The organism is Micromonospora sp. NPDC003241 (genome assembly GCF_053589795.1).
The window spans coordinates 1-19,693 of the sequence record NZ_JBSFSO010000015.1 but is presented as its reverse complement, the minus strand read 5'-3'; the positions used below and the strand labels follow the sequence as shown (position 1 = coordinate 19,693).

At 73.5% G+C, this 19,693-nt stretch carries 18 protein-coding genes and 2 pseudogenes; 13 read left to right on the top strand and 7 right to left on the bottom strand.

The window, feature by feature from the left end; genetic code table 11:
* Positions 1 to 105: 105 nt before the first annotated feature.
* Positions 106 to 387 (bottom strand): hypothetical protein, encoded by a 282-nt coding sequence (locus ACWDVW_RS14660; protein ID WP_449948412.1) that lies wholly within the window; start codon positions 385 to 387, stop codon positions 106 to 108.
* 122 nt (positions 388 to 509) lie between these two features.
* Between ACWDVW_RS14660 and ACWDVW_RS14655 the strand changes: the two genes are divergently transcribed.
* Positions 510 to 701: a helix-turn-helix transcriptional regulator gene (locus ACWDVW_RS14655; RefSeq protein ID WP_449948671.1), complete on the top strand. Its 192-nt coding sequence runs from the start codon at positions 510 to 512 to the stop codon at positions 699 to 701.
* A 61-nt stretch (positions 702 to 762) separates the two neighbouring features.
* Here ACWDVW_RS14655 and ACWDVW_RS14650 read toward each other — a convergent pair whose 3' ends face one another.
* Genes ACWDVW_RS14650 through ACWDVW_RS14640 form a run of 3 tightly spaced genes read right to left on the bottom strand, consistent with a single transcriptional unit; the run spans position 763 to position 2,404 of the window.
* On the bottom strand, positions 763 to 1,536 hold the full coding sequence (locus ACWDVW_RS14650; protein ID WP_449948409.1) for a hypothetical protein: 774 nt from the start codon (positions 1,534 to 1,536) through the stop codon (positions 763 to 765).
* Positions 1,533 to 2,105 (bottom strand): helix-turn-helix domain-containing protein, encoded by a 573-nt coding sequence (locus ACWDVW_RS14645; protein ID WP_449948406.1) that lies wholly within the window; start codon positions 2,103 to 2,105, stop codon positions 1,533 to 1,535. The genes ACWDVW_RS14650 and ACWDVW_RS14645 overlap by 4 nt, the downstream gene beginning before the upstream one ends.
* On the bottom strand, positions 2,102 to 2,404 hold the full coding sequence (locus tag ACWDVW_RS14640; protein ID WP_449948403.1) for a hypothetical protein: 303 nt from the start codon (positions 2,402 to 2,404) through the stop codon (positions 2,102 to 2,104). Before ACWDVW_RS14640 ends, ACWDVW_RS14645 begins: the two co-directional genes overlap by 4 nt.
* A 100-nt stretch (positions 2,405 to 2,504) precedes the next feature.
* Here ACWDVW_RS14640 and ACWDVW_RS14635 point away from each other — a divergent pair.
* The 4 genes and pseudogenes from ACWDVW_RS14635 to ACWDVW_RS14620 all read left to right on the top strand — a co-directional run.
* Positions 2,505 to 3,290, top strand: a pseudogene (locus ACWDVW_RS14635) (single-stranded DNA-binding protein); the annotation flags it as partial.
* A 72-nt stretch (positions 3,291 to 3,362) separates the two neighbouring features.
* On the top strand, positions 3,363 to 4,349 hold the full coding sequence (locus ACWDVW_RS14630) for a cobalamin biosynthesis protein (protein ID WP_449948401.1): 987 nt from the start codon (positions 3,363 to 3,365) through the stop codon (positions 4,347 to 4,349).
* Positions 4,346 to 5,884: a cobyric acid synthase gene (locus tag ACWDVW_RS14625; protein WP_449948399.1), complete on the top strand. Its 1,539-nt coding sequence runs from the start codon at positions 4,346 to 4,348 to the stop codon at positions 5,882 to 5,884. The genes ACWDVW_RS14630 and ACWDVW_RS14625 overlap by 4 nt, the downstream gene beginning before the upstream one ends.
* Before the next feature lie 103 nt (positions 5,885 to 5,987).
* The gene (locus ACWDVW_RS14620; RefSeq protein WP_449948396.1) at positions 5,988 to 6,608 is read left to right on the top strand and encodes a hypothetical protein; all 621 of its coding nucleotides are present in this window, start codon (positions 5,988 to 5,990) and stop codon (positions 6,606 to 6,608) included.
* Positions 6,609 to 6,658: 50 nt separating this feature from the next.
* Here the strand turns inward: ACWDVW_RS14620 and ACWDVW_RS14615 are convergent, their stop codons facing one another.
* The gene (locus tag ACWDVW_RS14615; protein WP_350700279.1) at positions 6,659 to 7,060 is read right to left on the bottom strand and encodes a rhodanese-like domain-containing protein; all 402 of its coding nucleotides are present in this window, start codon (positions 7,058 to 7,060) and stop codon (positions 6,659 to 6,661) included.
* On the opposite strand from ACWDVW_RS14615, the pseudogene ACWDVW_RS14610 reads away from it, so the two are divergent.
* The 4 genes and pseudogenes from ACWDVW_RS14610 to ACWDVW_RS14595 form a co-directional block, all read left to right on the top strand.
* Positions 6,995 to 7,832, top strand: a pseudogene (locus tag ACWDVW_RS14610) (uridine kinase family protein); the annotation flags it as partial. The gene ACWDVW_RS14615 and the pseudogene ACWDVW_RS14610 overlap by 66 nt on opposite strands.
* Positions 7,825 to 9,180: a M20/M25/M40 family metallo-hydrolase gene (locus tag ACWDVW_RS14605; protein WP_449948668.1), complete on the top strand. Its 1,356-nt coding sequence runs from the start codon at positions 7,825 to 7,827 to the stop codon at positions 9,178 to 9,180. The pseudogene ACWDVW_RS14610 and the gene ACWDVW_RS14605, both read left to right, overlap by 8 nt.
* Before the next feature lie 62 nt (positions 9,181 to 9,242).
* Positions 9,243 to 9,449, top strand: coding sequence for a hypothetical protein (locus tag ACWDVW_RS14600; protein WP_350700240.1), 207 nt, complete (start codon positions 9,243 to 9,245; stop codon positions 9,447 to 9,449).
* A 63-nt stretch (positions 9,450 to 9,512) separates the two neighbouring features.
* Positions 9,513 to 11,081, top strand: a complete 1,569-nt coding sequence (locus tag ACWDVW_RS14595) for an ATP-dependent DNA ligase (protein ID WP_449948392.1) — start codon at positions 9,513 to 9,515, stop codon at positions 11,079 to 11,081.
* Between the two features lie 19 nt (positions 11,082 to 11,100).
* Here the strand turns inward: ACWDVW_RS14595 and ACWDVW_RS14590 are convergent, their stop codons facing one another.
* Positions 11,101 to 11,952: an SURF1 family cytochrome oxidase biogenesis protein gene (locus ACWDVW_RS14590; protein ID WP_449948389.1), complete on the bottom strand. Its 852-nt coding sequence runs from the start codon at positions 11,950 to 11,952 to the stop codon at positions 11,101 to 11,103.
* Positions 11,953 to 12,188: 236 nt separating this feature from the next.
* On the opposite strand from ACWDVW_RS14590, the gene ACWDVW_RS14585 reads away from it, so the two are divergent.
* A complete protein-coding gene (locus ACWDVW_RS14585; RefSeq protein WP_449948386.1) occupies positions 12,189 to 13,643 on the top strand; it encodes a cobyrinate a,c-diamide synthase in 1,455 nt (484 codons plus the stop codon).
* A gap of 25 nt (positions 13,644 to 13,668) precedes the next feature.
* Here ACWDVW_RS14585 and ACWDVW_RS14580 read toward each other — a convergent pair whose 3' ends face one another.
* Positions 13,669 to 15,801, bottom strand: a complete 2,133-nt coding sequence (locus tag ACWDVW_RS14580; RefSeq protein ID WP_449948383.1) for a transglycosylase domain-containing protein — start codon at positions 15,799 to 15,801, stop codon at positions 13,669 to 13,671.
* Positions 15,802 to 15,922: 121 nt separating this feature from the next.
* Here ACWDVW_RS14580 and cobC point away from each other — a divergent pair, with 121 nt between their 5' ends.
* From cobC to cobA, 3 genes are read left to right on the top strand one after another with little or no spacing between them, the layout of a single operon-like run.
* A complete protein-coding gene (gene cobC / locus ACWDVW_RS14575) occupies positions 15,923 to 17,005 on the top strand; it encodes an Rv2231c family pyridoxal phosphate-dependent protein CobC (protein WP_449948380.1) in 1,083 nt (360 codons plus the stop codon).
* A complete protein-coding gene (gene cobT, locus ACWDVW_RS14570) occupies positions 17,005 to 18,087 on the top strand; it encodes a nicotinate-nucleotide--dimethylbenzimidazole phosphoribosyltransferase (RefSeq protein ID WP_449948665.1) in 1,083 nt (360 codons plus the stop codon). The genes cobC and cobT overlap by 1 nt, the downstream gene beginning before the upstream one ends.
* Positions 18,084 to 19,331: a uroporphyrinogen-III C-methyltransferase gene (cobA, locus tag ACWDVW_RS14565; RefSeq protein WP_449948377.1), complete on the top strand. Its 1,248-nt coding sequence runs from the start codon at positions 18,084 to 18,086 to the stop codon at positions 19,329 to 19,331. The genes cobT and cobA overlap by 4 nt, the downstream gene beginning before the upstream one ends.
* Positions 19,332 to 19,693: the final 362 nt, after the last annotated feature.

Sequence of the window (19,693 nt, the reverse complement as noted above, 5' to 3'; positions counted from 1 at the left end):
GCGTGCGGATCACGCGGACCGAGACCGGCACGGAGAACTGCGGGGACGCTGCCCGGGTCAGGAGGTACACGCCGCGGGAGATCACCGGAGTGTGTCCCCACCCGCTCACCACCCACGGTCCGGCAGCACGTCGGCGAGGTCCGGGCGGACCTGGGCGTACCGGCGGCGCGGGCGAAGCGAGCGGTCGGCCTGAACCTCGTGGCCGTAGACCTCGACCCACGCGACGCCGTCGCGGTCGATCCGGTCGCCCAACTCGGCGACGTACAACGTCAGCACGCCGACGCCGGGTTGGTAGGCACCCTCGGGCACGCGGACCACGTCGCCGATGGCGAGGGTCGTGCGGGCGGGTGCGGCGTTCGCGGGCGTGGCTTCGCGGTCACCAGGCATGACCTCAGCGTCACGCGGGATCGGTCGTGCGTCAAGTACCCGTGACGGGTTGTCTCGCGTCAGGCATGGCACGCGACCGGTACCCGTGTGCCTAACGTCAGACCGTGGCGAAGCTCCGACTGATGGGCACGCATGAGATCCGCAAGCGGCTCGGCGGTATCAGTCGTCAGCGTGCCTACGAACTGACCATGCGCCGGACGTTCCCCGAGCCCGTTGCCGAGCTGGAACAGGGCCGCGTGTGGCTCGCGGACGACGTCGAGCGATGGATTGCCGAGCACCGACGCGAGATCGCGGACAGCGACAGCGGCGAGTAGCCGACGCCCGCCACCGGTAGCGCGCCCGCCCGTGGCGTGGACGGGCGCGCTACCTGTTCGTCTAGGCGGTCGCCAGTGCTGGCGGGCGGGTCGCCTGGCGGCGTCGTGGCGGCACTGTGGCGGCGGGCATGTACCGCCGCGAAGTTCTCTCCGAGACGCCCAGGCGTGCGGCCACCTGAGCGGGCGTCGCGCCCGGCATCTCGGCGAGCAACGCCGACACTCGGGCGGCGGTCGTGGGCGGTGCCGCCAGCTTGTCCGGCGCGGCGGGCGGGGTGCCGACACGGGCGACGATCGGTAGCAGGCGTGCGCCCGGCGGAACAGCGGGCGGGCGTGGACGTGGTGGCGTGGTGTCCACGGGCCGTACAGGGGCCGCAGCATGGTCGAGGGTGGCCCGGGTGGGCGCGACGGCCCGCAGGGCGTCAGTCGAATTTCTGGCGGGCTGCGCGGCCACTGCCGGAGTCCGGGCGAAGACCAGCTTCACCAACGCCATGAACGCCAGCGCGGGCACGGCCGACAACAGCCAGCCGGACAGGCCCGGCTTCGCGACCGCGAGCTGTGCCGCGAGCGACAGGCACGCCGCCGCGATCAACAGCGCCAGCGGGTAGCCGACCGGCGTTCCGGCCCGGCGGCGGCGCCGGATCTCCAACAGGGACGCGATCGGCACCAGCTCGGACACGCACGCGTTGACCCAACCGAAGGCGTCCGGCGTACCCGCCGGGCTGTTGGCCATCGTCCAGGCGTGTACGTGGCTGAAGCTCGCCCAGCCGGCGGCGGCGCCGACCACGAGCAGGATCAGAACCAGTAGCGCGCCCTCGAAGCGCTCGGCGCGGGTCATCGGTTCCCTGCCTTCGCCTCGCTGATGCACGGCACGCAGCGGCCGGCAGGCTGTCCGACGTGTCCCGGACGTTGGCACCGGTCGCCCCCGGACGGCATCGGCAGCGCAGCGCCGCGCCGCTCGGCAAACGCCGGCCCGGCGGTAGCCGGCTTGTTCTTTGGGATGAATCGACGCCAGTCGCGCGGAGCGCGCTTCTTCTCTTCAACATGGTCTTCAGAACTTCGGGTGACACCCTGGCTGTCACCCCCTGCGGCGGAAACTGACACCCCCGCACGCTCGTTTGTCACCCTCGGCCCGACCGATGGCACCCCCGGCGCGGTCAGCAGCCGGTAGACGCGGGTCGCGATCCCGGCGACCTTTGACACGGCCAGGCGGCCGAGCTGAACGAGCTTCGCGACCGCCCGCTGAACGGTCCGCTCCGAACAACCCGCGTAGTCCGCGAGCGTCGCCACCGACGGCCACGCGGCGCCCTCGGCGTTCGCGTGCGCAGCGATGGCAATCGCGACGGCGCGGTCGTTCTTCCCGAGATCCTTGGTCGCCAGCATGGCGGCCTTCACAGCAGCACTCATCGGGCACCCGCCAGCGCGTCCGCGAGGGTCACGACCGGCACGTTGTAGATCTCGGCCATGACCGGCTCGAACAGCTTCGAGCAGTCGCCAACGGTCACGAGCGCGTCGGCTGCGGCGATGGCGTCCGTGTCGGCGCCGACTGCGGCGAGCAGCCCGTCAACGTCGGCCGAGGGCTCGACGTGCGCGGCGGTGGTGACGATGTACCCAGCGGCGAGCAGAGCAGCGATAGCGGCCGACAGAGCGGCGGTAGCGAGCGCCGGGGCGGCGAGGTAGACGGTCGGAGCGGTAAGCTTGCGCATGGTCAGGGCCTCTATTCCTGATCCGGCCCCGGGGGTGTTCCAGCACCCGCCGGGGCGTTTCGTCTTGGTCGGCGGATTCGTGTGGCACTGCTTCACAACCCGCGTACGCGTCAACTGCTGGCGGAAGCTCGCCGAGGGGGTCGCGTCTTCGGTGATGGTCGGTGACCCGGTGGTCGTCTGCGGTCGCCTCTACACCCGTGACTGGACCGACGACGCCGGCAACCACCGCACCCTCTACGAGCTGGAGGCCGTGGCGGTGGGTCACGACCTGTCCCGGGGGCGCGGGCGCTTCCTGCGCAACAAGCCGAACCTGGCGACCAGCACCATCTCGGACGCCGAGGCCGAGCAGCGGGTGCACGGCGAGCTGACCGAGGCCGTCTCGGACGACGACGCGCCCGCCCTGCCCGAGGACGGTGCGCTGGACGACGACTTCGAGCTGTCCGAGTACGTCCCGGCGGGCACCGGCTACCCGCAGCGCCTGGGCGAGACCGACCCCTTCGACGACCTCCCCGGCACGGGCGACACCGCCGGGGCGGACGGCTTCTCCGGAATGGGCGGCGTCTCCGGGACGGGCGGCGTCTCCGGAACGGGCGGTCGCACCGGGGCGGACGGCTTCTCCGGCCCGGATGGCTTCTCCGGCCCGGGCGACCTCCGGATCACGGGCGGCCTCGCGGGCGACCTCCCGAGCACGGGCGGCTTCTCGGCGACGGGCGATCTCCCGGGCACGGGTGACGGCACGCCGGGTGGGTCCGAGTCGGGCGAGGCGGGCGGCGACGCCGAGGAGCCCACCACGGCCTCGGCGGACGCACCGGCGGATTCCGGCACCGGCGTGACGGTGACCGGGCGGGGCCGGCGCGGGCGGGGTCGAACGCCGCAGCCCGTCTGACCTGGGCGGCTCGGTCGAGCGGCGGCTCCGGTGGCCGGGCTCGGCTAGGCTGGCCGGCCGGAGGTGGTGCGGGTGCGGCATGCGGGTGCAGTGGCGAACGCGGCGGGGCTCGTCGCCGGGTACGCGTTGGACGCGTACTTCGGTGACCCACGTCGTGGCCATCCCGTCGCCGGTTTCGGCCGGGCCGCCGCCGCCCTGGAACGTCGGCTCTACCGGCCCGACCGGCTGGCCGGTGGCACCCACACCGCGCTGAGTGTCGGCGGGCCGGTGCTGGCCGGGGCCGCCCTCACGTACGCGACCCGGCGGCAGCCGCTGGCCCGCGCGGCACTGGTCGCCGCCGGCACGTTCGTGGTGCTGGGCGGGCAGAGCCTGCGGCACGAGGCGCGGACCATGGGACGTGCGCTGCGCGGTGGCGACCTGCCGGCCGCCCGGGCGCGGCTCGGACACCTGTGCGGTCGGGACCCGTCGACCCTCGACGAGTCGGAGCTGGCCCGGGCCACGGTCGAGTCGGTGGCCGAGAACACCTCGGACGCGGTGGTCGCCCCGCTGTTCTGGGGCGCGGTGGCCGGGCTGCCGGGCCTGCTCGGCTACCGGGCGGTGAACACCCTCGACGCGATGGTCGGCCACCGCAACGCGCGTTACGCCCGGTTCGGCACCCCGGCCGCCCGGCTCGACGACCTGCTGAACCTGGTGCCGGCCCGGCTGACCGGCCTGCTGACCGTCGCGCTGGCGCCGGCCGGCAAGGGTGACCGGGAGCGCGCCTGGCGGGTGTGGCGTCGAGACCGCGACGACCACCCGAGCCCCAACGCCGGGCAGTGCGAGGCGGCGATGGCCGGTGCGTTGGGTGTACGGCTCGGCGGGCGCAACGTCTACTTCGGCCGGTCCGAGGTGCGGCCCTTCCTCGGTGACGGTCCCCGTCCCGAGGCGCGGCACCTGCCTCGGGCCGCCCGGATCTCCGGTGCGGTCGGCCTGGCCGCGCTCGGCCTCGCGGCGGTGTACCCGGTGACCGTCGGTCGGCTGGTCGGCGCGGTGGCCCGACGCCTCACGGGCACACGGTGAGCGGTGGCCTGCTGGTCGCCGGGACCACCTCCGACGCCGGCAAGAGCGTGCTCACCGCCGGCATCTGCCGTTGGTTGCACCGCGAGGGCGTACGGGTGGCGCCGTTCAAGGCACAGAACATGTCGAACAACTCCGCCGTGGTCGTCGGGCCGGACGGTCGGGGCGGCGAGATCGGGCGGGCGCAGGCGATGCAGGCGGCGGCCTGCGGGCTCGCCACGGACCTGCGGTTCAATCCGGTGCTGCTCAAGCCGGGCAGCGACCTGAGCAGTCAGGTGGTGCTGCTGGGCGAGGCGGTCGACACGATGACCGCCGGTTCGTTCCGGACCCTGCGTCCCCGGTTGTCCGAGACCGCGTACGCGGCACTGGCCGAGTTGCGGTCGGAGTACGACGTGGTGATCTGCGAGGGGGCGGGCAGCCCGGCGGAGATCAACCTGCGCGACGGCGACTACGTCAACATGGGGCTGGCCCGGCACGCCGGGTTCCCGACGATCGTGGTCGGTGACATCGACCGGGGTGGCGTGTTCGCCGCCATGTTCGGCACCCTGGCCCTGCTCGAACCCGCCGACCAGGCCCTGATCGCCGGGTTCGTGGTCAACAAGTTCCGGGGCGACCTCGGCCTGCTGGCTCCCGGGCTGGACTCGCTGCGGCACCTCACCGGCCGCCCGACGTACGGCGTCCTGCCCTGGGCACTGGACCTGTGGCTGGACGCCGAGGACTCGCTCGCCTACGGCCGGGTGCTCGGCCGCCCGGCCGCCCCGAACGGCACCGAGTGGCTCGACGTGGCGGTGGTGCGGCTGCCCCGGATCAGCAACGCCACCGACGTGGAGGCGCTCGCCACCGAGCCCGGCGTGCGGGTCCGGCTGACCGTCGAACCGGCCGAGCTGGCCGCCGCCGACCTGGTCGTGCTGCCCGGCTCCAAGTCGACCGTGGCCGACCTGGCCTGGCTGCGCGAGACCGGCCTCGCCGACGCGGTCACCGCGCACGTCGCGGCCGGTCGACCGTTGCTCGGCATCTGCGGCGGCTTCCAGATGCTGGCCCGGGCCATCCACGACCCGGTGGAGAGCCGCCGGGGCAGCGTCGACGGCCTCGGGCTGCTGCCCATCGAGATCACCTTCGACCCGCGCAAGACCGTCCGCCAAGCGGTCGGCACCGCCGCCGACCAGCTTCCGGTCCGGGGCTACGAGATCCACCACGGGTACGTCTCCGCCGCCGCCCCGGAGGCGACCCCGCTGCTGCGGGACGCCACCGGTGCCGGCGAGGGCATGGTGCGGGGAGTCGTGCACGGTACGCACTGGCACGGCACCTTCGAATCCGACGAGTTCCGCCGCTGGTTCCTCGACCGGGCCGCTCGGATGGCCGGTCGGACCGGCTTCCGGGTCGCCCCGGACACCTCCTTCGCCGCCGCCCGTGAACGCACCCTTGACCTGCTCGGCGACCTGGTCGAAGAACATCTCGACACCGCCGCCCTGCGTCGGCTGGTCGAGTCCGGGCCCCCCGCCGACCTGCCGTTCATCCCGCCCGGCGTTCCCGGCTAGCCGCCACCTGCACCAGCCGAGGCGGGTCCTTCGCCCGATGCCAATCGACGTAGATGGATTCTCCGGGCCTTCGCCGGATCGATGGCCGTGGCATCATCTCGCCGTGACGTTCCTCGCCCGTCGGCTCCGAGATGCCGTGGCGCTGCCGCCCGCATTGTTTGCCACTGTGCTGGCCGGTTGTGCTGGTCCGCCCGCCCCGGCAACCGAGCCGCAGCCCTCCCCGACCAGCTATCAACTGGTCGCGGAGCTGTGCGCGCAACTGGACCCGCAGCTGCTGACAGCTGTGGACGGCGGCACCGCGAAGGTGCGGGAGTGGCCGTCCCGGCCGGGGCGGCGGATGAGCAAGTGCGGGCTGGCGGCCAGCCGGCGGGACCCGACCGCCCTGCACGCCCTCACCGTCAGCACCACGCTCGCCGATTCCCCGGAACTCGCGCAGGAAGGCATACCGGCGCAACCGAAGGCGCAGGCTCGCGGTACCTGGCACGAGGTGCCACAGCTCGGAGGCGGGGCTTGGATCTGGCTGCTGCCCGTTGACGAGGGGATGGAGCTTCCAGATTCTTCCGAACCGGTGGCGGTGCGGAAGACGACGGTGCACGTGGCGCGGGGTAACGCGTACGTGATGCTCGAACTCATGTCGTACGCGGCCGAGGTGCCCGGCGAGGCCGAGACGGAAGCGCTGCTGGTCGCGTACGCGGAGGAGGCGTTGACGCTGATGATCGCCTGAGCGCGCGATCCCGGCGGGCCGGCAGTCTGAGCCTTCGTGGCGCCGGTGGATCAGTAGCGGACGTCGGCGGGCTGGTCGGAGAAGGCCATGCCGGCCGAGCGCCACGCCTCCACGCCGCCGATCATGTCGGTCGCCTTGTGCAGGCCGAGCGCGCGCAGGCTGGCCGCCGCCAGGCTGGAGCTGTAGCCCTGGCGGCACACCACGACGACCTCCATGTCGTAGTTGGTGGCCTCGGGGATCCGCCAGTCGCTGGCCGGGTCGAGCCGCCATTCCAGGACGGTCCGGTCGATCACGATGACGCCGGGCAGGTCGCCCTGCTCCCGCCGCTGCCCGTCGGTGCGGGTGTCGATCACCAGGGCACCCCGGGCGGCGGCCTGCACCGTCTCCTGTGGGGTCAGCCGGGTCATGCCCGAACGGGCCTGCTCCAGCAACGCCTCGACGCCGGGACTCATCACGGAATGGGACACGCCACGATCATGCCGTGCGGCTTCTCGACAGGCGGTCCGAAGCGGTGTGGGACAACCCGATCGGTAACGTCGGTCTCCGTGGTGGCGGTCTTCGAGTCGTACGCCGGACTGGCGGGGCGGGTGCTGGCGGCACCGGCCCGGTTGGGGCGTACCCGCTTGGTGGCCGTGGACGGGCCGAGCGGGGCGGGCAAGACGCTGTTCGCCGCGCGCCTGGCCGTTGCTCTCGGCGACATCGGGCCGGAGGCGGTACGACCGCCGGTGGTGCACACCGACGACCTGCTCGACGGGTGGGACGACCAGCTCACCTTCTGGGCGCGACTGGAGCGCGACGTGTTGCGGCCGCTGCGGTCCGGCCGGGCCGGGTCGTACCGGTGCTACGACTGGGTACGCCGGTGTTTCCGGCCCGAGCCGGTGTCGGTGCCGGTGGCGCCGGTGCTGGTCGTCGAGGGGGTCAGCACGTCCCGGGCCGCCGCTGGTCCGGACCTGACGCTGGCCGTCTTCGTCACCGCCCCGCAGTCGTTGCGGTTGGCCCGGGCGGTGGCGCGCGACGGCCCGGAGATCCTGCCGGAGCTGCGCCGGTGGCACGACACCGAGCAGGCGCACTTCGCCGCCGACGACACGCAGGCGCGGGCCGACCTGGTGGTCGACGGTGACCCCGGGTTGCCGCACGATGACCGTCACTACTACCTGGCTCGGCCGGGAACCGCAGGTCGGGGCGGCATACCATGCCGGTCATGACCACACCGATCATGACCGAGTCCGAGTTGCGGGAGGCCGTGACCCGGGAACTGCCCGGCGTCCGGGCCGACCTGGAACGCCTCGTCCGTATCCCGGGCATCGCCTTCGAGGGGTTCGACCACTCGCACGTGGAGCGCTCCGCCGAGGCGGTGGCCGAACTGCTGCGCGGCTGCGGTCTCGACGTCGAGATCGTGCGCGCGGACGGCCAGCCCGCCGTGATCGGCCGCCGGGCCGCCCCGCCCGGCGCGCCCACCGTCATGCTCTACGCCCACCACGACGTGCAGCCGGTCGGGGACCGGGCGCTGTGGGAGTCCGACCCGTTCGAGCCGGTCGAGCGGGACGGCCGGCTCTACGGCCGGGGTGCCGCCGACGACAAGGCCGGCATCATGGCGCACGTCGCCGCGTTGCGGGCCTTCGGCGACCGCCTGCCCGTGGGCGTGGTGCTGTTCGTCGAGGGGGAGGAGGAGTACGGCTCCGACTCGCTGGAGCAGTTGCTCGCCGACCACCGCGAGAAGATCGCCTCGGACGTCATCGTGATCGCCGACTCGACCAACTGGGACGTCGGCGTGCCGGCGCTCACCACCTCGCTGCGCGGCGTCGTCAACTGCTTCGTCGAGGTCCGCACCCTGGACCACGCGGTGCACAGCGGGATGTTCGGCGGAGTCGTGCCGGACGCGCTCACCACGCTGGTCCGGCTGCTGGCCACCCTGCACGACGACGCCGGGAACGTGGCGGTGGAGGGGCTGGTCGGTCGGGACGAGGCGATCGTCGACTACCCCGAGGACCGGTTCCGGGCCGAGGCGGGGCTCGCCGAGGGCGTACGCCTGATCGGCTCCGGCCGGATCACCGACCGGCTCTGGACCCGGCCCGCGCTGGCCGTGCTCGGCATCGACGCCCCGGCCACCGCCGAGGCGCCGAACGCGCTGGTGCCGGCGGCCAAGGCCAAGCTGAGCCTCCGGCTGGCGCCGGGCGACGAGCCGAAGCAGGCGTACCTCGCGCTGCGCGACCACCTGGAGCGACACGCGCCGTGGGGTGCGCAGGTCGACGTCACCTTCGAGCACGACGGCGCGCCCTGCGTCATCGACGCCTCCGGCCCGGTCTTCGACGCGGCCCGCGCGGCCTTCCGCGCCGCCTGGGACGGCACCGACCCGGTGGACATCGGCGTCGGCGGGTCGATCCCGTTCATCGCCACCTTCCAGGAGATGTTCCCGCAGGCGGCGATCCTGGTGACCGGCGTGGAGGATCCGCACGCGCGGGCGCACGGACCGAACGAGAGCCTGCACCTGGGCGAGTTCGCCCGGGTCTGCCTGGCCGAGGCGTTGTTGCTGGCCAAGGTGGCCGAGGCGGGCCCGGCCCCAACTCGGTAACTTCGCGCGAATGGTGGCTGTTTCCGGCGTGTCGGACGCGCGGCTGTTGTAGCCTCTCGAACATGCGTACGAACGAGGTGATGGCCCGTATGGAGGCCGCCGTCAGCGCTCTGGGGGACGTCGACGTCTCCGCGTGGCCGGAGGCCACGCTCAAGGAACAGCTCGCCGAGCTGTCCGCCGCTCTGGTCGCCGTGGACGCGTCGTTGTCCCGCATCGCCGAGGAGGTCCGCGCGCGCGGTCTGCGGGTCGAGGAGCCGGTCCCGGCCTGACCTGCCGGAGCAGCTCCCGCGCAGGTGACACCCGCTGTCGGGGGTGGCTGGCAGGATGAGGTCGTGCGTTTCCTCGACCTGGCTGCCACCTCCGCAGCCGTCGGTGCCGTCAGCGGCCGACGGGCCAAGGTCGAGCTGCTCGCCGACGCCCTGCGCCGGCTCGATCCGGACGAGGTGGCGGCCGGAGCCGGCTGGCTCGCGGGCGAGCTGCGCCAGCGACAGACCGGGGTCGGCTGGGCCGCGCTGCGCGACCTGCCGCCACCGGCGGCGCAGGCGACGCTGACCGTGGCCGGGGTCGACGCGGCCATCGACGAGATCGCGGCGGTGCACGGCGTGGGCTCGCAGGCCCGTCGCCGCGATCTGGTGGCCGCGCTCTACACCGCCGCCACCGCCGAGGAGCAACGCGTCCTGACCGGCCTCTTCCTCGGCGAGCTGCGTCAGGGCGCCCAGGCCGGGCTGTTGGCCGACGCGATCGCCCGGGCCGCCGAGGTGCCGGTCGGCGCGGTACGCCGGGCCCTGCTGCTCGCCGGTGACCTGCGGGCGGTCGCGGTGGCCGCGCTCGACGGCGGTGCCCCGGCACTGGCCGAGTTCGGGTTGCGGGTCGGGCGACCGCTCGCCCCGATGCTGGCGCAGAGCGCCGCCACGGTCGACGAGGCGCTCACCGCGACCGGCACACCCGCCGTGGTCGACGTGAAGCTGGACGGCATCCGCATCCAGGTGCACCGCAGCGGCGACGACATCGCCGTGTTCACCCGCAGCCTCGACGAGATCACCGGCCGGGTGCCCGAGGTGGTCGCCGCCGTCCGCGCCCTGCCCGCCCGGGAACTCGTGCTCGACGGGGAGGCGATCGGGCTGGACGCCACCGGCCGACCGTTGCCGTTCCAGCAGACGTCGAGCGCCGCCGCCCGCCGGGGCAGCGGGGCATCCGTCGCCCCGGCGGTCCGCGCCGCCGCCGCCCGGACCGGCGAGACCGTGCTCACGCCGTACTTCTTCGATCTGCTGCACCTCGACGGCGCGGATCTGATCGACCTGCCCGGCAGCGAGCGGTGGGCCGCGCTCGCCGCCACCGTCGACGCGTCGGTGCTGGTCGGGCGGATCGAGGTGGACGGGCCGGAGCAGGCCGGCGCGGCGTTCGCCGCCGCGCTCGACGCCGGCCAGGAGGGCGTCGTGGTGAAGTCGCCCGACGCGCCCTACGACGCCGGTCGGCGCGGTGCGGCCTGGGTGAAGGTGAAGCCCCGGCACACCCTCGACCTGGTGGTGCTCGCCGTCGAGTGGGGCAGTGGCCGGCGCAAGGGCTGGCTGTCGAACCTGCACCTCGGGGCGCGGGATCCGGCCGGCGGCGGGTTCGTGATGCTCGGCAAGACCTTCAAGGGGCTCACCGACGAGTTGCTGCGCTGGCAGACCGAACGGTTCCTGGACCTTTCCGTCGAGCGCGGCGACTGGGTGGTGCGGGTCCGGCCCGAGCAGGTGGTCGAGATCGCCTTCGACGGGGTGCAGACCAGCTCACGCTATCCGGGCGGGGTGGCGCTCCGGTTCGCCCGGGTGGTCCGTTACCGCGACGACAAGACCGCCGCCGAGGCCGACACCATCGACGCCGTACGCGCCATCCACGCCGGCCGCGCGGGCGGCTGACCGGCTCAGACTGACCGCCTCAGGCCGGGCTGGTCGGGGCAGAGCTGCTCGGGGCGGGGCTGCTCGACGCCGGGTCGGCGGCGCGGTCGCGGGGGAGGTCGTCGTCGGTCACGCCGGCCAGCCGGCGGGCCTCCCGACGGGCGATCCAGCCGTAGCCGAACAGCGTCATCGCCGCGAAGATCCACCACTGCACCACGTACCCGAGGTTCTGCCAGTTGTTGGCGTGCCCCACCGGCACCGCGCGGAAGACCGGGTCGGCGGCCGGGGTCTGCTCGTCGAGCAGCACGTACGCCCCGTGCACCGGGTACGGCAACTGTGCGGCGAGCTGCGGCACGGCGACCCGGCGGGTCTCCAGGCGGCCCTCCCGGCGGGCCACGTTGCCGGAACCGCTCTCGCTGGCGTGCACCCGGCCCTCGACGGTCACCTCGCCGGGCGGTGCCGCCGGCACCTCGGGCTGGGCCATCGCCCCGCCCGGCGCCGGTGGGATCCAGCCCCGGTTCACCAGGACGGCGGTGCCGTCGGCCAGGACCAGGGGGGTGAGCACCTCGAAGCCGACCTTGCTCTCCACCGTCCGGCCCCGGACGAGGACCACGTTGTCGGTGTCGTACCGGCCGGTCGCGATCACCCGGATGAAGGTCCGGTCGTCGGCCGGTGCCGGGCCGACGCTGCCGGGGCCACCGGTCGGCGCGGGCACCGCCTCGCGCAGCGGCATCGGGTCCATCCGCAACCCGGCGTCGATGCGCTCGTTGACCGCCGTCCGACCGTGGTAGCGGTCCAGTTGCCAGTTGCCGAGCATCACCATGATCGTGGCGAGGACCAGGGACAGCGCGAGGATGCCCAGCCAGCGTGGCGTCAGCAGGAACCGGTACACGCCACGAGGCTACCCGTATGACCGTCACCACTGCGCCGCCCCGCCCGTCGACGTGACGGCCGGGAAAGGGCCGATCGACGACGGAGCGTGTCGGTGTCGGGGCGGTCCGCTCCGGTCGGGCGGATCGAAGCGGATCGGGGCGGCGGGCGGCGCCTACGGGCGACCGACGTGGGCTATCGTCACGCGCACGGGGCGCGCCGACGGTCGGCACGCTCGCCGCCCGCGAGGAGTCGATGATGACCGTCGTGCCGCGTCTGGTGCTCAGTGCCCCCTCGTCGGGGCACGGCAAGAACGCGTTGGCGATCGGCATCCTCGCCGCGTTCGCCGATCGTGGTCTCGACGTGGCCGGGTTCAAGATCGGCCCGGATCCGGTCGACGCCGCCTATCTCGGGCTCGCCGCCGGCCGACCCGGGCGCACCCTGGACCCTCGGCTGATGGGCACCGACCGGCTCGCGCCGCTGCTGCTGCACGGTGCCGCCGACACCGGGCTCGCCGTGGTGCAGGGCAGCATGGGCCTCTACGACAGCCTCAGCGGACGCTGCGAGACCGAGTCGACCGCAGCGGTCGCCACCGCCCTGCGCAGCCCGGTCGTGATGGTGGTCGACGTCGCCGCGATGGGCCAGTCGGTGGCCGCCCTGGTGCACGGCTTCCGGGCGTACGACGAGCAGCTCTGGATCGGCGGCGTGATCCTCAACCGGGTCGCCTCCGCCCGACACGAGACACTGCTGCGCGAGGCGCTCGACGACATCGGCATACCGGTCTACGGCGCGCTGCGCCGCCAGGACCTGCCGGCCGTGCTGCCGAGCCGTCGGCACGGGGTGATGCCGGTGCTGGAGAACGGCGGCGAGGCCGCCCGGGCGGTCCGCCGACTCGGTGAGGCGGTGGCGGCCACCGTCGACCTGGAACGGCTGCACGGGCTGGCCCGGTCCGCCCCCGAACTCGCGGTGCCGCCGTGGTCGCCGCACCCGGAGGCGGGCGCCCCGCCGGTACCGGCCGGTGCCGGACGTCCGTTGGTCGCGGTGGCCGGTGGACCGGGCGGCAGTTTCAGCCACGCCGAGACCGCCGAGCTGCTGCGCGCCGCCGGTGCCGACGTGGTGACGCTCGACCCCTTCGTCGACGAGGTGCTGCCGGCCGGCACCCGGGCGCTGGTGGTCGGCGGCGCGCTGCCCGAGTCGTACGCCGAGCAGCTCTCCGCCAACCGTCGGCTCTGCATCGCGGTGGCCGAGTTGGCGCGTACCGGTCGGCCGGTCGTCGCCGAGGGGGCCGGGCTGCTCTGGCTGGCCCGGGAACTCGACGGCTTGCCGATGTGCGGGGTCCTCGACGCGATCGGCAGCATCCGGGACGGTCTGGTGGTCGGCTACCGCGAGGCGACCGCCCAGAGCGACAGTGTGGTGGCGACCCGGGGCGAGGTGGTGACCGGGCACAAGGAGCACCGCGCGGTGCTCACCCCACGGGGTGGGCCGCGTCCGGCGTGGGGCTGGGCGGGCGGCGCGCCGGAGGGCTTCGTCTGGCGTGGCGTGCACGCCTCCCAACTCGTCCCGCACTGGGCCGCGTACCCACGGATCGCCGGGCGCCTGGTGACCGCCGCGGCCACCGAGCCGGCCGCGATCCCGGCCGGTCCCGATCTGGGCGTCCCGATCGCGCCCGCCGCTGTGGTGGCGGCCGAACCGGCCGCCGGAGCGCCGGCCTGAGCGGCGCTCCGGCGCGTGCCGGGCGTCAGCCGACTATGCGGTCCGACGGGGGTACGAAGTCCCGCGTCGGGCTGCCCTTGAGGGCGTCGCGCAGCGTGTTCGAGACCGCCGCGATCGGGATCTGCGACTGGCCGTCGCCGACCGCGTTGAACGGGTTGTCCGGGTCGGAGATGAAGCTGGCCGCCGCCAGTTCCGGGGTGTAGCCGACGAACCAGGCCGACCGGGTGCTGTCCGTGGTACCGGTCTTGCCGGCCACCGGGCGGCCCACCGTGCCGCGCACGCTGTCCGCGGTCGACCAGCCACCGCAGCTTCCCTTGGCCGGGGTGTCCCCGGTGGGGCAGCGGGCGGCGTCGGTCGCGGCCCGCGCCGCGTCGGCATTGACCACCTGGCGGCACCGTGGCTTGGCGATCTCGCGTTCGATACCGCCCGGGGTGGTGAACATCGCGGGCGTGCCGTCCCGGTTGTAGATCGCGTTCACCGGGATCGCCTCGCAGTAGCGTCCGTCGGCGGCGATCGCGGCGTACGCGTTGGCCATCTCCAACGGGGTGGCGTCGGAGACGCCGAGCGTGAACGCGCCCCACTTGTTCGCCTTCGCCGGTGAGGCGTGGTCGCGGTCCACGTCGGTACGCCAGCGCAGCCCCAACTGCTCGGCGAGCCGGACGGCCCGCTCCGCCCCGACCTGTTCCTCCAGCCAGACGAAGTAGGTGTTCACCGACTTGCCGAAGCCGGACCACATGGTCTGCGTACCGCTCATCGCGCCGCTGGCGTTCGACGGCTGCCAGCCGTCGTAGATCTCGGAGCGGTAGCTGTGCGGCGCGTTGAAGGTGGTGTTCAGCGTCATGCCGGCGTCCAGCGCGGCCAGCATCGGGAACATCTTGAACGTCGACCCGGCCTGGTAGCCCGGCAGGTCACCGCCGCCCATCAGCGGCGCCACCGTGTTCGGGTAGTTGGCCCGGACGTTCGGGCCCGCCTCCGGGTTGGAGCTGAGCGGGTTCTCGTCCACCTGCAGGGAGTAGGTGCGGTTCACCGCCATCGCCTTGACCCGGCCGGTGCCCGGCTCGGAGACCACGATGCCGTTGGCGAACGGGCTGCCGGTGTTGCCCTCGGTGCCGACGTTCTTCTCCGCCGCCTCCTGCACCTTCGGATCCATGCTCAGCACGATGCGGTAGCCGCCCCGTCGCAGCTTGTCCAGGCGTTCCAGGCGGTTCTTGCCGAACGCGGGTTGGGCGCTCCACCAGTTCTTGAGGTAGTCGCAGAGGAAGCCCCAGCTGTTCCACTTCTCGGGTACGGCGGCGCAGTCGTTGGGCGGGTAGGTCAGCCGCAACCGGATCGGCTCGCCCTTGGCCGCCTCGGCGGCGTTCGGCGACAGGTAACCCAGCCGTGCCATGTTGTCGAGCACGTAGTTGCGCCGCGTGGTGGCGTCCTTCTGGTCGGAGCTGGCCGGGTCGTACTGCGACGGGGACTTGACCAGACCGGCGAGGGTGGCCGCCTCGACCTGGGTGAGTTCCTTCGGCGTCTTGGAGAAGAAGATCTCGCTGGCGGCGTAGATGCCGTACGCGCGGTGACCGAAGTACGCCGAGTTGAGGTAGCGCTCCAGGATGTCCTCCTTGCTCAACTCCTTCTCCAGGTCGACCGCCATCCGCATCTCCTTGACCTTGCGGATCGGCGTCTGCGCGGTGGCCTCCTGCACCTCCTTGGGCGTCGTGGCGCTGTCCCGCAGCGCCATCCGCACGTACTGCATGGTCAGCGTGGAGGCGCCCTGGGAGACGCCGCTGGAGCGGGCGTTGGCCACGAAGGCGCGGGCGACGCCCTTCGGGTCGACGCCGTGGTGCTGGTAGAAGCGGTTGTCCTCGGCGGCGACGATCGCCTGCTGCATGTGCGGGGAGACGTCGGCCAGCTTGGTGTACTGCCGGTACTCCTCGAAGAACATGGTCAGCACGGTCTTGCCGTCGGGCGCGTACAGGTAGGAAGTCTCGGCGGGCAGGGCGGTGGCCAGCAGGCGGGTCTTGCTCTCCACGGCGTGCGCGGTGGCCTTGGCACCGAGGCCGGTCACGGCGACCACGGGGTACGCGACGGCGGCGACGACGACACCGGCGATCAGTCCGGCGCGGAGGAGAGGAACGAGTCGACCTACGGCGGCAAGGGGTCGATTACTCACACGGATAAGTTATGACATTTCCGATTCGTACATGAGAAATACTCATGAAGTGATCAGTGGTGATGCGGAGCACTCCACGGGCTGCTGTCGTCCGCGCCGCCTTCCCGGCAGGATCGCGGGCATGCACGGTCCGCTCGCTGGAGCGTCCCATCCGACACCCGAACCCGACCTCGCGCACCACGGTGACGCGGAGGTCGGCGACGGCCTGGTCGACCTCGCCGTCAACGTCCGGCGCGCCCCGATGCCGGCCTGGCTGGCCGACCCGATCAGAGCCACCCTGACCGACCTCGCCGGCTATCCGGACCCGCGTCCGGCCCGCGCCGCCGTCGCCGCCCGGCACCGCCGCCCGCCGGAGGAGGTGCTGCTCACCGCCGGTGCCGCCGAGGGCTTCGTGCTGCTCGCCCAGGCGCTGCGCGGAGTACGCCGACCGGTGGTGGTGCACCCGCAGTTCACCGAACCGGAGGCCGCGCTGCGGGCCGCCGGGCACACCGTGGAGCGGGTACTGCTCGACGCGGCCGACGACTTCCGGCTGCACCCGGACCGGATCCCGGCCGACGCCGACCTCGTCATGATCGGTAACCCGACCAACCCCACCTCGGTCCTGCACCCCGCCGCCGACCTGGCCGCTTTGGCCCGCCCCGGCCGGGTCCTGGTGATCGACGAGGCGTTCGCCGACACCACCACCACGCCCGGCGTACCCGGCGAACCCGAGTCGCTGGCCGCCCGGCGTGACCTGCCCGGGCTGCTGGTCGTCCGCAGCCTCACCAAGACCTGGGGACTGGCCGGACTCCGGATCGGCTACCTACTCGGCGAGGCGGCGCTGCTGGCGCGGCTGGCCGCCGTACAGCCGCTCTGGGCGGTCGCCACCCCCGCCCTGGCCGCCGCGTCCGCCTGCGCCACCGACGTCGCGGTCCAGGCCGAACGCGCCATCGCCGCACAACTCGCCGACGACCGCGCCCACCTGGTCGACCGGCTGTCGACCCTGCCGGGCGTACGCGTCGCCGGCCGCCCGGCCAGCGCCTTCGTCCTGGTGCACCGGCCCGGTGCCGACCGGCTCCGCGCCGACCTGCGCGAACGCGGCTGGGCGGTACGCCGGGGCGACACCTTCCCGGGACTCGGACCAGACTGGCTGCGGATCGCCGTACGGGATCGGGCGACCACGGACGCGTTCATCGAGGTGCTGGCGGAGATCCTGGAGGCATGATGCTGGAGACCACCATCGCGGCGATCGGCCCGCTCGACGAGCCGGCGATGACCGCGGCCCGCCAGTTGCAGGCCCGGCTGACCAAGCCGGCCGGCTCGCTGGGTGCCCTGGAGGAGCTGTCCGTACGCCTCGCCGGCCTGGCCGGCACCTGCCCGCCACCGTTGCCGACCCCGGCCGCAGTGGCGATCTTCGCCGGGGACCACGGCGTGCACGCCCAGCGGGTCAGCCCCTGGCCGCAGGAGGTCACCGGGCAGATGGTCGGCAACTTCCTGGCCGGCGGCGCCGTCGTCAACGCGTTCGCCCGGCAGGCCGGCGCCTCGGTCACCGTGGTCGACGTCGGGGTGGCCACCCCGCTGCCCGCCCCCGACCCGACCGACGCGGACGCCAACAACGGGCTGCCCCGACTGGTCACCGCCCCCGTACGCCGAGGCACCCGGGACCTGACCGTCACCGCCGCGCTGACCCGCGAGGAGACCACGGCGGCGATCGAGGTCGGCATCCGGATCGCCGGAGAGCTGATCGACGCGGGCGCGAAGATCCTGCTCACCGGCGACATGGGCATCGGCAACACGACACCGGCCGCCGCGCTGATCGCCGCCCTCACCGGGGTCGACGCCGCCGAGGCGACCGGCCGGGGCACCGGCGTCGACGACCCGACGTACCAGCACAAGATCGAGGTGGTGCGGGCCGCACTGCACCGACACGCCCCCGACCCGGACGACCCGCTGGGAGTGCTCGCGGCCGTCGGCGGGCTGGAGCACGCCGCCCTGACCGGGTTCGTGCTCGGCGCCGCCGCGCGACGCGTACCGGTGCTGCTGGACGGCGTGATCGCGGTCTCCGCCGCGCTCGTCGCCGCGGCACTCGCCCCCGACGCGGTCGGCGCGATGATCGCCGGTCACCGCTCCGCCGAGCCGGGCGCCACGGTCGCGCTGCGTCGGCTCGGCCTCGACCCGCTGATCGACCTCGGCCTGCGGCTGGGCGAGGGCACCGGCGCCCTGCTGGCCCTGCCCGTGGTCACCGGCGCGGCCCGGGTGCTGCACGAGGTCGCCACCTTCGACTCCGCCGGGGTGGCCGAGAAGTGACCGGCAACCCCTATCCGCTCGGACTGCGCCTGGCCGGCCTCCCGGTGGTCGTGGTGGGCGGGGGAGCGGTGGCCACCCGCCGGGTACCCGCCCTGCTCGACGCCGGTGCGGACGTGCTGCTGGTGACGCCCGAGATCAGTCCGGCACTGCGCGCCCACGCCGACGCCGGACGGCTGCGCTGGGCAGAGCGCCGCTTCGTCCCCGAGGACCTCGACGGCGCCTGGCTGGTGCAGGTCGCCATCGACGACCCGGTCGCCGCCGCCACCGTCAGCGCCGCCGCCGCCGAACGCCGGATCTTCTGCGTACGCGCCGACGACCGTGAGGCGGCGACCGCCTGGACCCCGGCGGTGACCCGACACGGCCCGGTGACCGTGGGCGTCCTCGGCGGCGGCGACCCGCACCGCGCGATGACCGTCCGAGACGCCATCCGCACCCTCCTGCAGGTAAGGAAGGGCACCTTATTAACGCCTCCGGTAGAGGAAGGGCCCCTTGTTAACACCCGAACTGCTCGGGGCGGCGAGGTCGCCCTCGTCGGTGCCGGGCCGGGTGACGCCGAACTGATCACCCTGAAGGGATGGCGGCTGCTCACCGAGGCCGACGTCGTGGTCGCCGACCGGCTGGTGCCCGGCCTGCTGCTGGACGAGCTGCGCTCCGGCGTCGAACTGGTGGACGCCTCCAAGATCCCGTACGGCCCGTCCCGCGCGCAGGAGGAGATCAACCAGATCCTGGTCGACCGGGCACTGGCCGGCTCCTTCGTGGTCCGGCTCAAGGGCGGCGACCCGTACGTCTTCGGCCGGGGCGGCGAGGAGTTGCTGGCCTGCGCGGAGGCCGGCGTACCGGTGACCGTGGTGCCCGGCGTGACCAGCTCGATCGCCGCCCCCGCAGCGGCGGGCGTCCCGGTCACCCACCGGGGCGTGGCCCACGAGTTCACGGTGGTGTCCGGCCACGTCGCGCCCGACTCGCCGGACTCGCTGGTGCGCTGGGAGGCCCTGGCCGGTCTCCGGGGCACGCTGGTGATCCTGATGGGGCTCAAGAACCTGCCGGCGATCACCGCCACCCTGCTGGCCCACGGCCGACCCGCCGACACCCCGGCCGCCGTGATCCAGGAAGCCACCACCGGCTCGGAGCGGGTCGTACGCGCCACGCTCGGTGAGGTGGCCGCCGCCGTGGCCGACGCGGGGCTGCGTCCGCCCGCCGTGGTCGTACTCGGTGACGTGGTCACCGCCCTCGACCTGTCCGACTGAAACGCGACCGGCCGGCACCCCGAGTGGGGTGCCGGCCAGCGGGTCGGTGTGCAGGTCGCCTCTCGGCGAGTGGCGCGACGCGGCTCCAGCCGAACGGTATTCCGCGACGGCAATTTAGGTGAGGCCCGGGGACACTGGATCACACCGACGCCCGGTACAACGACGCTCCACCGCTCGTTGTTCCCCGGTCGCGCGGTGGGTTGGTGTTGTTTGGGTTTTTGGCTGTTTGTAAGGAGGGGTCCCCTGCTAACGCCTGGTGTATAGGAAGGGACCCCTCCTTACACCCCACCCCGCAACACGCCGTATCCCCGGGTGCACGGGAAATGCCGCCGGCCGGCACCCCAGGTTGCGGGTGCCGGCCG

What these genes read in the sequence shown, in the direction of transcription:
- ACWDVW_RS14650 (WP_449948409.1), bottom strand. Translation starts at nt 1,536, where the DNA reads ATGACCCGCGCCGAGCGCTTCGAGGGCGCGCTACTGGTTCTGATCCTG.
- ACWDVW_RS14660 (WP_449948412.1), bottom strand. Translation starts at nt 387, where the DNA reads ATGCCTGGTGACCGCGAAGCCACGCCCGCGAACGCCGCACCCGCCCGC.
- ACWDVW_RS14645 (WP_449948406.1), bottom strand. Translation starts at nt 2,105, where the DNA reads ATGAGTGCTGCTGTGAAGGCCGCCATGCTGGCGACCAAGGATCTCGGG.
- ACWDVW_RS14640 (WP_449948403.1), bottom strand. Translation starts at nt 2,404, where the DNA reads ATGCGCAAGCTTACCGCTCCGACCGTCTACCTCGCCGCCCCGGCGCTC.
- ACWDVW_RS14585 (WP_449948386.1), top strand. Translation starts at nt 12,189, where the DNA reads ATGACCGTCGTGCCGCGTCTGGTGCTCAGTGCCCCCTCGTCGGGGCAC.
- ACWDVW_RS14600 (WP_350700240.1), top strand. Translation starts at nt 9,243, where the DNA reads ATGCGTACGAACGAGGTGATGGCCCGTATGGAGGCCGCCGTCAGCGCT.
- ACWDVW_RS14605 (WP_449948668.1), top strand. Translation starts at nt 7,825, where the DNA reads ATGACCGAGTCCGAGTTGCGGGAGGCCGTGACCCGGGAACTGCCCGGC.
- cobT (WP_449948665.1), top strand. Translation starts at nt 17,005, where the DNA reads ATGCTGGAGACCACCATCGCGGCGATCGGCCCGCTCGACGAGCCGGCG.
- ACWDVW_RS14615 (WP_350700279.1), bottom strand. Translation starts at nt 7,060, where the DNA reads ATGAGTCCCGGCGTCGAGGCGTTGCTGGAGCAGGCCCGTTCGGGCATG.
- cobC (WP_449948380.1), top strand. Translation starts at nt 15,923, where the DNA reads ATGCACGGTCCGCTCGCTGGAGCGTCCCATCCGACACCCGAACCCGAC.
- ACWDVW_RS14655 (WP_449948671.1), top strand. Translation starts at nt 510, where the DNA reads ATGGGCACGCATGAGATCCGCAAGCGGCTCGGCGGTATCAGTCGTCAG.